Below are 13,709 nucleotides of genomic sequence, written 5' to 3' on the forward strand. Positions count from 1 at the left end.
ATTTGCAGATAATTTTATCCGCAATCATTATAGGTATGAAACAAAAAATCTTATTTTGCTTATTTCTTTTTTTTACATATAGTTTGGTGGGGTGGGCCGGCATTGAAATCCGTTCTACGCGGATTACCATGTCCGATGGACTTGCCAATAATTCGGTGCGCTGTATTTATCAGGACAGTAAAGGCTTTATCTGGTTGGGGACCCAGAACGGGTTGAGCCGGTATGACGGGAATTCATTCATAACATTTCGTCCTCAGAAAGACCGTAACACTTCTCTTTCCGATCATCGTGTACATTCGTTGCTTGAAGATAAGAACGGATTCCTTTGGATTGCTACCCAGGCCGATTTGGTGAGCTGTTTTAATTTGAAATCCGATTGTTTCGTCGATTATTCGGGTAATGGTACTGCGGCCGCACGCCATTACCGTAAGATTTTGCTGACTGTAGACAATGAAGTATGGCTATGGGGGCAGCGTGACGGATGCCGGAGAGTTATATATAAGAATGGACATTTTTCCGTGCAGGATTTTGACTTGAATCATGTCTTCAAGACGAATGAAGTGAACGACGTGTTGGAAGATGGACGCGGACGCATCTGGTTCGCTACGGATAAAGGTCTGTTTTATTGGGACGGTAAGGACATGAGGCTTGTTAATGGTGCACATGACTTGTGGAGGTTGAAACTTTACAATGGAAATGTGTTCTGTATTTCCGGAAACGGTGATCTGTATCGGTGTGACCGCCAGATGAATTTTGTAACATTGGCTGGGAATACTCCCATGAAGGGGTTGCAGTTGACTGATGCCATGACATTGAAAAACGAACTGTATATTTTCACTCCTCATGGAGGGTATTGTTATAATATGGATAATGGTGGCCTGAAAAAGGCTGAGGCCCCGTATGATATGTCAAATGCCGGCATCGTATATGATAATCTGCAGAATTGTTGGTTGTATAACAAGACCGGATCTCTGTATTATGTAGAAAGCTCTACCGGTGAGGTCACCAGGTTCAAGTTGATGCCTGAGTCAAATATCAATTTCATCGATGTGGAGCGTTATCAGATAGTGCAGGATAAGCATGGTGTTATCTGGATTACGACTTATGGCAACGGGTTATTTGCCTACGACAAGAATACAAAGGAATTGATGCATTTTCAGGCTAGTGAAAATGATTTGCAAGGTTATTTGGGCTCCAATTTTGTACAGGCTTTGTTGGTAGACCGTTCGGGTAACGTTTGGGTAAGTTCGGAATATACAGGTTTGTCACGTATCAGCGTCATCAATGAAGGGGCTACACGTATTTATCCGTATGGAACCCCATCTTTCGATTGGGGAAATGCAATACGTATGCTACAAAGAAATAAGGACGGTAATATTTATGTAGGTAACAGGAATGGGGATGTTTATGAATATACACCTGATTTGAACCACATTCTGAAAGCAGAACATTTCAATACCAATATATACGCTGCATTGACCGATGAAAAGGGAGTAGAATGGTTGTGTACCCGCGTAAGAGGATTGTTGATTGGTGGTAAGGAGTACCGCCATAAAGCCAATGATCCTTCAAGTCTTTCGTTCGACCAGACATTCTGTCTGTTGCAGGATAAGAAAAAGAATATATGGGTAGGAACTTTTGGAGGAGGACTTGATCTGGCTGTTTCACAAGGAGATGGGTATGTTTTCCGTCATTTCTTCAATGAGACTGATGGTATGAAACGTATCCGTGCGCTTTGTGAGGACCGTAACGGTTGGATTTGGGTCGGAACAAGTGATGGACTGTTCTGCTTTTATCCTGACAGGCTTTTGAAGAATCCGCGTGACTACTATCGGTATTCGTTGGATAAAGGAAGTATCAAGACCGATGAAATAAGAAGTATCGTGATGGACTCGAAGGGACGTATATGGATTGCTGAAACGGGGGCAGGCTTTGCTGTCTGTACTCCGGGAAAGGATTATTCGGATCTGGTATTCGAACATTATGATGTTTCCGACGGATTGATTAATCCGATGGTACTGGGATTCGTGGAGGATTTGCAAGGTCATATGTGGATTACGACCGAATATGGTGTATCACGTTTTGATATGCAGAAGAAATTGTTCGAGAATTACCTGTTCTCCAGTAACTTGCAGGGAAATGTATATGGTGATAACAGTACACTCCGGCTGGATGACGGGCGTCTGGCGTTTGGAAGCCGGTATGGACTTACCGTTGTAGATCCTTTGAAACTTCGTCGTAAGAACATGAAGAATGAAGTGGTATTTACGGATCTGAAACTGAATGGTGAATCTGTACGGCCGGGGCAGCCGGATTCTCCGTTGGATTCGGCATTGGCATATTCGTCTGTCGTGAATCTGAAGTACGACCAGAATTCCTTTAATATCGAATTTTCGATTATGGATTATTCCGACAGAGAAAAATATATGAGTAAACTGGAAAATTATGATAAGGAATGGAGTGTCCCTTCTTCACTAGGTTTTGTAGCTTACAAGAACCTGTCTCCCGGTACTTACTATCTGCATGTAAAAGCGTGCAATTCGTTGGGGGTATGGTCGGACCAGGAGGCTGTATTGAAGATTGTAGTGTCTCCTCCGTTCTGGAGAAGCTATTGGGCGTATGCATTGTATATTGTAGTCTTGTTGGCACTGCTGTACTTTACGTATCGTATATTGAACAAGATGAATACGCTCCGTTATAAGATTGCTATGGAAGAACAGCTTACCGAATATAAGCTGGTATTCTTTACCAATATTTCCCATGAATTCCGCACACCGCTGACCTTGATTCAAGGGGCATTGGAGAAGATTCACCGTATCGGAGGATTAACCAAGGAACAGTTGTCTTCTATTAAAATCATGGACAAGAGTACACAACGTATGCTCCGTCTTATCAACCAGTTGCTTGAATTCCGTAAAATGCAGAACCGGAAACTTTCACTGGCTTTGGAGGAAATGGATGTGATACCCTTCCTGCAGGATATTTATCAGAGTTTCATGGATATTGCCGAATCAAAACATATGGAATATACATTTGAAACCGATCGTGATTCATACAGGATGTTCGTTGATAAGGGACATTTGGATAAGATTGTCTATAATCTGTTGTCGAATGCATTCAAGTATACCCCTTCCCGGGGAAAGATTGTGTTCAGTGTTGCAGTTGATGAGAATGCAAAGAAGATCCGGTTGCAGGTTTCGGATACAGGGGTCGGTATCCCGAAACAGAAGCAGGGAGAGTTATTCCATCGTTTTATGCAGAGCAGCTTTTCGGGCAGCAGTATGGGGGTAGGATTACATTTGACCCATGAACTGGTTGTACTCCAGAAGGGAACAATCCGTTTTTCTGAAAATCCGTTGGGAGGATCTATATTTACCGTGGAACTGCCTACTGACTCTTCCATTTTTGAGGAAAAGGATTTTCTGGTTCCCGACAATGCTATTCTGCGTGAAGAGGTGGAGGCGGAAAAACATTTTGCCACAGAAATGAAGAAGGAAAACAGTGAAGTGGAAGTGCCGGAATTTGCCCGTTCTCCGCTGAACAAACGTAAGGTACTGATTGTAGAAGACGATATGGATGTACGTAATTTCCTGCAACAGGAGATCAGTCCTTATTTTGAAGTATTGGTGGCTTCGAACGGAAATGAAGGGTTTGACATTGCAAAGAATACAGAGCTGGATTTGATAATCAGTGATGTCATGATGCCGGTATGTTCAGGTTTTGATATGACCCGGAAGCTGAGAAATGATCTGGCTACCAGTCATATTCCTATTATTCTGCTGACAGCTTTGGATTCGGACGACAATCATGTGAAGGGAGTGGGTATGGGAGCAGATGCCTACATTACCAAGCCGTTCAGCATGCAGTTGTTGCTTACCCGTGCGTTCAAGTTGATTGAACAGCGTGAAAAACTGAAAGAAAAGTTTTCGAACGATCCGAAGGAGGTGCGCTCAGTTCTTTGTTCTTCGGATGCCGACCGGCAGTTTGTTGACAAGATGATTGAAGTAGTTGAGAGCCAGCTGTCGAATGCACAGTTCTCGGTCGATGAGTTCGCTTCAATGATGTGTATGGGACGTTCCTTGTTCTACCGTAAGGTAAGAGGAGTTACCGGATATTCTCCGAATGAATATATCCGTATCATGCGTATGAAAAAGGCGGCGACGTTGCTCCGTCAGACGAATATGACGATTTCGGAGGTATCTTATCAGGTGGGATTGAATGATCCGTTCTATTTCAGCAAGTGTTTCAAAAGCCAGTTCGGCATTACGCCCTCGGCTTACCAGAAAGGGGAAGAGCCACATCCGGATAAAGGTAATACCGCTTCAAATACCCGACAACGTGATACCAAAGGGGAGGAGGAAGGAGCGAAAAACGACAATAATTCCGGGAATTAAATGAGTTATAGTATAAATGGATGAAAAATAGATTATTGATATCATGAAAACATTAGGATTGTTTGTGTCTGTATTGTTTGCCAGCTGTCTTGCTGTTTCAGCCCAGACGGTGGAGGAGAAGAATTTGGAAATAGTTGTTGAAAATCCTTCCGATGCGGTGAAGGTCGACGAACCGGTAGTGGTTAGTCTACACGACTGGGCTAATGGTTTTACCGTAAAGTCGGCGGTTGTTATGGATGAAGAAGTTGAGGTTCCTTCACAGCTGGATGATCTGGATTTCGATATGCGTGCCGATGAGCTGGCTTTCGTGATTGATGTGCCGGCTAGAGGAAAAAAGACATTGCAGGTCACATTGTCGGCAAAGAAGACCGATAAGATCTATAAGCCGCGTGTGTATGCCCAGATGTTGTTCCGTACTCATTATAAAGATAAATATGAAAAAGGATATTCCATTTATGCACCGGGAACCAGTGATACGTATACCGTGCTGATGCATCATGGCATTGCCTTTGAAAGTGAACTGGTGGCTTATCGGATCTATTATAACCAAAAGCAGACTACTGACCTTTATGGAAAATTCAACAAGGGGTTGGAGATTGAAGAAAGTTTGTTTTATCCTACCGATGAGCAGTTGAAGAAGGGGTTCGGTGATGATGTCATTCTGGTAAGAGGGAGTTGCGGGGCAGGAACTCTTCGAGGTTGGGATGGTACTCAGGCAACGGATATTGCTCCTGTTGCTTTCCGTGGACAACGACTGATCGCTTCCGGACCGGTCCGTACGATTGCCGATGCAGAGGTAAAGGCTTGGAAATATCAGGGAAAGGAGCTTAACATGATTAACCGTTATACCTTATATGCCGGACATCGTGATGTACAAGTAGATGCAATTTTTGACCGTCCGCTGGATCATGAAACTTTTGCCACCGGTGTGCAGAATATTTTGGGTACTTCTGAAAAATATTCCGATCATGAAGGTCTGGTGGCAAGTTGGGGTACCGACTGGCCTACAGGCGATACTGTCAAATATACCCGTCAGACGGTTGGATTGGCCACTTATATTCCTAAAAAACTAGTGTCCAAAGAAGCGGCAGACAAGGAAAATTATTTGTATGTAATCCAGGCACCTGGACAGAGCTCTTTCCGTTATTATACTGCTTTTACGTCTCGGAAGGAGAAGTTCGGTTATCCGACTCCAACGGATTGGTTTGCTTTTGCAAAAGAATGGAAAAAGGCATTGGAACAGCCATGTAAGGTGACTGTAATGCCCCGATAATATGATACAATGAAGACTTTTTGTAACCTTGAAAAAGACATGTATATGAAAAAAAGATTGATAAGTTGTCTGATGTGTCTGGCCATTTCTTTCCCTGTGATACACGGACAGAATGAATGGTTCAAAGATAAGGATCTGACACTGACTGGAGCATATTATTATCCGGAGCATTGGAATGAAAACGAATGGGAACGGGATTTGAAAAAAATGCATGAGCTTGGGTTTGAGTTCACGCATTTTGCTGAATTTGCATGGGCACAACTGGAGCCTCAGGAAGGGGTCTATGATTTTTCATGGCTTGATAAGGCTGTGGCTTTGGCCGATAAATATGACCTGAAGGTTGTTATGTGTACATCTACTGCTACTCCTCCGGTCTGGTTGAGCCGTAAATACCCTGAAATACTGTTACGTGACGAACAGGGTAATGTGATGGATCATGGAGCCCGCCAGCATGCTTCTTTCGCATCGCCGACATACCGTAAACTGGCATTCCGCATGATTGAGGAGTTGGCAAAGCATTATGGAAATGATTCACGTATCATAGGATGGCAGTTGGATAACGAACCTGCCGTACAGTTTGATTACGGTAAAGAGGCTTTGGATGGTTTCCGTCGATTCCTGAGAGAAAAATATCAGGATGATATCCGGAAGTTGAATGAGGCGTGGGGAACTGCATTCTGGAGTCAGACATATAGTTCGTTCGATGAAATCAATCTGCCTCAGTTTTCTCTGATGTTCATGAACCATCATCAGGTTTTGGATTACCGTAGGTTTGCTGCTTTACAGACGAATGAATTTTTGGATGAACAATGTCGTCTGATCAAGAAATATGCCAAGAACCAGTGGGTAACTACCAATTACATTCCCGATTATGACAAAGGCCATATCGGTGGTAGCAAGACATTGGATTTCATGAGTTATACCCGTTATATGGTATATGGGGACAATGAAGGCATAGGTCGTCGTGGTTTCCGTATAGGAAACCCGTTACGGATTGCCATGGCAAATGATTTTTTCCGTCCGGTAACCGGTACTTATGGTGTGATGGAGCTTCAGCCGGGACAGGTGAACTGGGGGAGCATCAATCCTCAGCCATATCCTGGAGCTGTCAGATTATGGCTGTGGAGTGTATTTGCAGGTGGATCCGATTTTATCTGTACCTATCGTTTCCGTCAGCCGCTATATGGTACCGAGCAGTATCATTATGGTATAGTGGGTACCGATGGGGTTACCGTAACTTTGGGAGGGCATGAATATGAACAGTTCATGCGGGAAATCCGTGGATTGCGTCCTGTTGCAAGGGAACGGGAGGCCAAGCCTGCCGATTATGTGAAACGTACTACTGCCATTCTGTGGAATCCTGAAAATTATTGGAGTATTGACCGTCAGAAGCAGAACCATACGTGGGATACCTTCAAACATGTCGACAAGTATTACCGTGCGTTGAAATCGTATGGGGCCCCTGTGGACTTCATTTCGGAAGAAAAGGATTTTTCGAGGTATCCGGTTCTGGTGGTACCGGCATACCAGCTTGCAGATGAGGCGCTGGTAAAACGTTGGAAGGAATATGTGATGGAGGGCGGCAATCTGGTACTGACTTGCCGTACGGCGCAGAAAGATCGTATGGGAAGGCTGCCTGAAGCACCTTTCGGTTCCATGATCAGTGAACTGACAGGCGATAAAATCGAATTTTATGATTTGTTGTTGCCTGATCTGCCGGGAACAGTCAGGATGGATGACTGTGACTATAATTGGAATACATGGGGTGAAATTCTGATGCCTCAGTCCGATAATGAAGTATGGGCTACGTATACGCAGGAATTTTATGAGGGAAAGCCTGCCGTTACTTTCCGTAAATTAGGGAAAGGTACGGTAACCTATGTGGGAGTGGACACGACCGACGGAACTTTAGAACGTAAGGTGCTGGATAAGCTGTACGCCCGTTTGGGTATTTCTGTCATGAACCTGCCTTATGGTGTTACAATGGAATACCGTAACGGATTCGGTATTGTATTGAATTATGCAGACCGGCCTTATCATTTTGAACTTCCACAAGGAAGTAAGGTCCTGATCGGTTCGCAGGATATTCCGACCTCCGGTGTATTGGTTTTTTCAGTGGATGAATAATAGACTTAATTGAATGTACATTTATGGGAAATGTGATTGAAAGGATGAGAAAGGGCGAACGGATCGTTGAAACGGATCCGGATTTTCCTTTACTGAGAGAAGAGTTTGAGAAGACGATGAAACTGGTAGGTGAGTTGAATTCCGGATATCATTCGCCGGATGAGGTACGCGCATTATTGGAACGTATATGGGGATGTGAGCTGGATGCTTCCGTCAGAATGTTTCCACCTTTCTATACGGCTTTCGGTAAGCTTACCCGTGTAGGGAAAGGGGTGTTCATCAATTTCGGCTGTACGTTTCTTGATCAAGGGGGAATTACCATTGAGGATGGTGTCTTTATAGCTCCGGGTGTGAAGATAGCTACTGAGGGGCATCCTGAAAATCCGGCAGTCCGTCATAATCTGCTGGTCAAACCGGTTACTGTAAAACGTAATGCATGGATTGGGGCGGGAGCTATTGTCCTGCCAGGTGTTACGATAGGTGAAAATGCGATTGTAGCGGCTGGAGCTGTCGTGACGAGAGATGTTCCTGATAATATGATAGTAGGTGGTGTCCCTGCCAAAGTCATCAGGGCAATAGATGTGAACCGATAGCTATACGTTAGAATATGATAGAATAAAAGACGAAAGCTTACTCAATTGTACGATGATACTGGTAAGCTTTCGTCTTTATTCATTCAACTGCCTCTATAAGTTGAATATCCGTATGGAGAAAGGGTTATAGGCACATGGTAATGGTTTTCATCTTTGATTTCGAGCACTACTTGAATATATGGATAGAACGTATCTTTTTGTTGCCTTTTGAAGTAAGGACCTATGTGATAGGTCAGCCTATATATACCTCTGTTGTCATTCCCTTTTTTTTCAAGGAAGTCTTTTACCCTTCCATCCTTGTCGGTTATTTTTTCGTCTATTGTCTGCCAGGAATCGTTTTTATCCTGTTTTTCCAGTGTTATTTTTACTCCGGGTGCCGGTTGCCCGAGGTGGATGTCAAGAATGTGGCTGGAGAGCTGGAATTCTTTTGTTTGTGCCAGTGCAGGCATGGATCCGATGAAGGTGAGCAGCATTGATAATAAAAAGAATTTTTTCATACGTTGGAATGTAAAAAGTGAATACTGTTCTAATTATTGCAAATGTATTTAAGTTTGTAATAATTACAAACTTATGTGCAGTAGCCTACATTCTTTTCTGTTTTATTAAGTATTATATTCAGGTTTTAAATAAAAATGGAATAGCTTGTTTTTTAGTTGATTCTGCGGTTAATAAGAATAGTGTCTGTAAGATTAGCAATATCAATAAAAAAGGCTTCCATTTGGAAGCCTTTTTTATTGATGTGATCCGCTTGGGGGCGGAACCTTATATTTTTTATCGCTAATAATCAGTTACTTATCTTGCTGTTTATCATTTAGTCCACCTATTTCACCTCGATTGAACTTCTTTGTTCTGCACTGATATACAACTCTTTGTCAGTACTGCAAAGATACGGATTTTTGCTTTGAAAATCAACGAAAATTCCAAGAAATGTTTAACGGAATGCTTCCTGTCTGTTTTTCTCAAGAAGTTCTTCTATATCAGATTCCCGATATAAAATTTTACCTCCAATCTGATAATAGGATAAGATTCCATTATTTCTATATTCTTGTAAAGTGCGTCTTGATACTTTAAGGTAATTTGCCAATTCTGCATCATTCATATATCTATGCCCATTAAGTGTTGGGTTGTTGTTCTTCAGAATATCTTCGAGTCTTGTTAGCGTATCTTTTAACCTATTGTATATCTGAATAACTTGCTCATTATCTTGGGTAATTACTTTGCTCATAATTTTCTGTTGTGTTTTTCAATGAACTTCTGAATATCTTCTTTTTTATAATAAATCTTTTTTCCAATTTGAGAATAAGAGATTTGGTCTGTATCTCTAAGATTCTGTAATGTTCTTGGAGAAATTTTGAGGATCAGGCAAACTTCTTGATTATCCAACCATTCCCCTATTGTTTTCTGTGAAGAAGCTGTAATCAATTTATCAATGGTATCAAGGAAGTTTTCAATTTCCTTTAATGTCTTTTCATATGTAGCTGTTTCAATTCCAATGATTTCCATATCCAAAAAAGTTGAGTTTGTACAAATGTATTTTGAATATGTATATGATACAAAATGTTGTCATTAGGTGTCGTCAGGTAGCATCAGATGTCATTGTTGGTGGCTGTGTTAACCCGTTTCCAATTCTGTATTACATAGTTTACACTTTTGGTTTACACTAAATATTAAGTAGAAAAAATATACGCCTGATTATCAGCGTCTAATAAGCTTGTTGATCTTTGTCTTAGATTCAGGCATACTATTTTCACTACTATAAGTACATACTCTTAGAGTGCGCACGAAGAGAGTATCGATTTATTCATTTAATAACATTGGAATTATGTCATATATAGATAATGAGATACTCGAAAGACTTATAGGAACCATGGTAGAGGGATTTGCCCGCATTGAAAAGAAACTGGATCAGATGAACCGTCTGAAAGAATGTATGAACGGAGACAGACTGCTTGATAATGTGTCTGGCAGAACTCCTTGGTGTGTCACAAAGAACCTTGGCACGTTACAGGCAAGAGGGCAAGATTAAATATTACTCGGTGGAAAAGAACGGGAAATCATTCTATCTTGCCTCAGAGATACAGAGTTTCCTTCTCCAGCGAGGTAAGAACATAGTAAATAATAAGTAGCAAATAGAATAAGTGACCGTATTCTGATGGAAAGATGATACGGTCACTTATGCATTACACTGGGATTGCGGTCATTTTCAATGTATCCAGATTGACATAGACACCGCGATACAGTGTCTTTCCTTCCTTGAACATTCTCCATAATATGTCACATCCGATATGTGCCAGTGTGGAGTTGATGAACAAATCCTGTTTTTCCAAAGCTTCCGCCAGAGAACAGCTTGGTCCTGATTCCTTTTCCTTGATTTTTGCATAGTCCACTTTCTCGGTGATGACATTCATTTTAGGCATGGGAATATATTCCTGTGAAGAAGGTTGGAGAACTTTCTCACGTACCGTCCCGATGATGACCTGTCCTTTTGTCTGGCTGTTCCCAAAATCCATCCAGTATATGGGAGCCGAATGGTCACTGAAGTTTTCTTTGCGGACTTTCTTCAGGAACTTCCAAAGCGTAAGACGTGAACGTATATTGTCCGTACAGGTTATGATGATATTTGCTGTGCTTTCTCCAGAAAAGTTCCTGGTGGGGAAACATTGCGGTTCTGCAGTCCATGCGTATCCGAAGAAACGGTTGATGCGTGTGACAAGTGATACGGCCTTGTTCAGTCCCAGTTCCGTCTCACTGAAAAGCTGGCGTCCTATATTGGCTTGGCTTACTGTGTCGGGATCGAATACGGTGACATGCAGTCCGGGATGGCCCAATGCTTGAAGTGCCATACTCATGCGTGCCAGATTGGTTATCACTTGTGAGCCGGTACCTCCGGCTCCGATGACGAATACCGTTACCGGATGACGCGGATTGAGCAGGTAGCGGTCGGTAAAATGTATTGGTTAAAATTATAGTGTTATATAACGATAGCCTCCTTTTGATTATACGGCTAGCATCATGTTGCTTGTAGTTAATTCCTATAATCTTCATTTTAATTTTAATCAGTTTACTACCACATTTTTTCAGATGAATTTTCAAGGCGATAGTCATAAAGAAAATTCTCCTTAAGAAAGGAACAAATACGATTATAAAGCAGTATTGGAATTTATCTTTAATGGAATAGATAACTTAAAAAATAATGCAAGTGTCATATTTCTTACACTGATTATTTCGATAAAATGTTTTTTTTGCAAAAAAATGTATATATATGATATTATCTAAAAGGCAGAAAATAATAACAGCCATCATGGCTGGAACTATAGTAGGAGGTGGATTATTTTTCCTTTATATGTTGAGGGCGCATACTTATCTTACTGATGAACCTTCAGCTTGTGTGAATTGTCATATTATGTCCCCTTATTACGCTACATGGATGCACAGTTCTCATTCAATAAATGCTACTTGTAATGATTGTCACGTTCCTCATGAGAACTTTGTAAAGAAATGGACTTTTAAGGGAATGGATGGAATGAAGCATGTTGCAGCTTTTCTGACAAGTTCTGAACCACAGGTCATACAGGCACATCCTGCAAGCTCACAAGTAATAATGAATAACTGTATACGATGCCACCAGCAACTTAATACTGAATTTGTGGAAACAGGACGTATAGACTATATGATGTCTGAAGTTGGAAAAGGGAAAGCATGTTGGGATTGCCATAGGGAGGTACCTCATGGAGGTAAAAACAGTCTCTCTTCCACTCCCAATGCGATAGTTCCACTACCTGAATCACCCGTACCGGAATGGCTTAAGAAAATGAAGAAATAATAAAATAAAACTATAGTATATGAACAATAATTTTAAATCTTGGCATGGATGGTTGTTGTTTGGTGTTTCAATGACCGTTGTTTTTTGTTTGGGACTTGCTGTTTCTGCATTGTCTGAACGCAGGGCAGAAGTGGTAAGCATATTTAATAACAGAAAAAATCCTATGAAGGGTATTGTACCTCAGAATGAGAAGTTCCAGAGTGATTTCCCGAGAGAATATCAGACTTGGACAGAAACTGCCAATACTGATTTTCAGAGTGAATTTAATGGAAACGTAATGGTTGACGTCCTAGAACAACGTCCTGAAATGGTCATTCTTTGGGCTGGTTATGCTTTCTCAAAGGACTATTCTACACCGCGTGGACATATGCATGCAATAGAGGATATACGAGCAACATTACGTACCGGTTCTCCGGAAAACGAAAATGACGGTCCCCAGCCTTCTACATGCTGGACATGCAAGAGTCCTGATGTCCCACGTATGATGCAGGAAATAGGTGTTGATTCATTCTATAATAATAAGTGGGCTGCTTTTGGCTCTGAGATTGTAAATCCTATAGGATGTTCAGACTGTCACGATGCAGAGACTATGGATCTTCATATAAGCCGTCCGGCTTTGATTGAAGCATTTGCACGTCAGGGAAAAGATATAACAAAGGCAACACCGCAGGAAATGCGTTCTTTGGTCTGTGCGCAGTGCCATGTGGAATATTACTTCAAAGGGGATGGAAAATATCTGACATTTCCTTGGGACAAGGGTATGACAGTGGAAACAATAGAACAATATTATGATGAGAACAATTTCTCTGACTATACACATGCCTTAAGCCGTGCTCCTATTATCAAGGCACAACATCCTGATTATGAAATATCCCAGATGGGAATTCATGGACAGCGTGGGGTATCATGTGCAGACTGCCACATGCCGTATAAGAGTGAAGGTGGTATGAAGTTCAGTGACCATCATATCCAGAGCCCTCTTGCCATGATAGACCGTACATGTCAGGTTTGCCACCGTGAAAGTGAGGAAACTTTGCGTAATAATGTTTATGAACGTCAGCGTAAGGCTAATGAAATAAGAAACCGTCTGGAAGAAGAACTGGCTTCTGCACATATTGAAGCCAAATTTGCATGGGACAAGGGAGCTACGGATAATGAAATGAAGCCTGTTCTAAAGCTTCTTCGCGAGGCACAGTGGAGATGGGACTTTGGAGTAGCATCACACGGAGCAGCATTTCATGCGCCTCAGGAAATACAGAGAATCCTTTCGCATGGACTTGACAGAGCCTTACAAGCGAGATTGTCTATTTCCAGGATATTGGCAAAGCATGGATATACGGACAATGTACCTATGCCTGATATTTCAACCAAGGAAAAGGCTCAGAAATTTATCGGATTGGATATTCCAGCAGAGAAAGCTGCAAAGGAGCGTTTTATGAATAAGACTGTACCAGGTTGGTTGAAAGAGGCAAAGTCTAACGGACGTATTATTTGATATT

General features: G+C 41.9%; 10 protein-coding genes and 1 pseudogene. 7 read left to right on the top strand and 4 right to left on the bottom strand.

Features of this window, described 5'->3' with window-relative positions:
- Window positions 1-35: 35 nt before the first annotated feature.
- The 4 genes from BQ7489_RS07245 to BQ7489_RS07260 all read left to right on the top strand — a co-directional run bounded on the left by BQ7489_RS07245 (window position 36) and on the right by BQ7489_RS07260 (window position 8,387).
- Window positions 36-4,394: a hybrid sensor histidine kinase/response regulator transcription factor gene (locus tag BQ7489_RS07245; protein ID WP_083580687.1), complete on the top strand. Its 4,359-nt coding sequence runs from the start codon at window positions 36-38 to the stop codon at window positions 4,392-4,394.
- Window positions 4,395-4,437: 43 nt separating this feature from the next.
- Complete coding sequence (locus tag BQ7489_RS07250; RefSeq protein ID WP_072530478.1) at window positions 4,438-5,667, top strand: DUF4861 domain-containing protein; 1,230 nt, start codon at window positions 4,438-4,440, stop codon at window positions 5,665-5,667.
- Between the two features lie 72 nt (window positions 5,668-5,739).
- Window positions 5,740-7,794 (top strand): beta-galactosidase, encoded by a 2,055-nt coding sequence (locus BQ7489_RS07255; RefSeq protein WP_239496981.1) that lies wholly within the window; start codon window positions 5,740-5,742, stop codon window positions 7,792-7,794.
- A 23-nt stretch (window positions 7,795-7,817) separates the two neighbouring features.
- Complete coding sequence (locus BQ7489_RS07260) at window positions 7,818-8,387, top strand: sugar O-acetyltransferase (RefSeq protein WP_072530479.1); 570 nt, start codon at window positions 7,818-7,820, stop codon at window positions 8,385-8,387.
- Window positions 8,388-8,470: 83 nt separating this feature from the next.
- Here the strand turns inward: BQ7489_RS07260 and uraH are convergent, their stop codons facing one another.
- The 3 genes from uraH to BQ7489_RS07280 all read right to left on the bottom strand — a co-directional run bounded on the left by uraH (window position 8,471) and on the right by BQ7489_RS07280 (window position 9,890).
- Complete coding sequence (gene uraH / locus BQ7489_RS07265; RefSeq protein WP_083580479.1) at window positions 8,471-8,884, bottom strand: hydroxyisourate hydrolase; 414 nt, start codon at window positions 8,882-8,884, stop codon at window positions 8,471-8,473.
- A 434-nt stretch (window positions 8,885-9,318) separates the two neighbouring features.
- Window positions 9,319-9,612, bottom strand: a complete 294-nt coding sequence (locus BQ7489_RS07275; RefSeq protein WP_005776824.1) for a helix-turn-helix domain-containing protein — start codon at window positions 9,610-9,612, stop codon at window positions 9,319-9,321.
- Complete coding sequence (locus BQ7489_RS07280) at window positions 9,609-9,890, bottom strand: helix-turn-helix domain-containing protein (protein ID WP_004326371.1); 282 nt, start codon at window positions 9,888-9,890, stop codon at window positions 9,609-9,611. Before BQ7489_RS07280 ends, BQ7489_RS07275 begins: the two co-directional genes overlap by 4 nt.
- 319 nt (window positions 9,891-10,209) lie before the next feature.
- On the opposite strand from BQ7489_RS07280, the pseudogene BQ7489_RS07285 reads away from it, so the two are divergent.
- Window positions 10,210-10,513 (top strand): annotated as a pseudogene (locus BQ7489_RS07285) (helix-turn-helix transcriptional regulator).
- A gap of 54 nt (window positions 10,514-10,567) precedes the next feature.
- On the opposite strand, the gene BQ7489_RS07290 reads toward BQ7489_RS07285, so the two are convergent.
- The gene (locus tag BQ7489_RS07290; protein ID WP_072530482.1) at window positions 10,568-11,341 is read right to left on the bottom strand and encodes a PRTRC system ThiF family protein; all 774 of its coding nucleotides are present in this window, start codon (window positions 11,339-11,341) and stop codon (window positions 10,568-10,570) included.
- A gap of 308 nt (window positions 11,342-11,649) precedes the next feature.
- Between BQ7489_RS07290 and nrfH the strand changes: the two genes are divergently transcribed.
- Together nrfH and nrfA are read left to right on the top strand one after the other, a co-directional pair.
- Complete coding sequence (gene nrfH, locus BQ7489_RS07295) at window positions 11,650-12,210, top strand: cytochrome c nitrite reductase small subunit (RefSeq protein WP_072530483.1); 561 nt, start codon at window positions 11,650-11,652, stop codon at window positions 12,208-12,210.
- 19 nt (window positions 12,211-12,229) lie between these two features.
- Entirely contained in the window at window positions 12,230-13,705 is a 1,476-nt protein-coding gene (gene nrfA, locus BQ7489_RS07300) for an ammonia-forming cytochrome c nitrite reductase (protein WP_072530484.1), read from the top strand.
- The last annotated feature ends 4 nt before the right edge of the window (window positions 13,706-13,709 follow it).

The organism is Bacteroides ilei, assembly GCF_900128495.1.
Taxonomy (GTDB): Bacteria; Bacteroidota; Bacteroidia; order Bacteroidales; family Bacteroidaceae; genus Phocaeicola; species Phocaeicola ilei.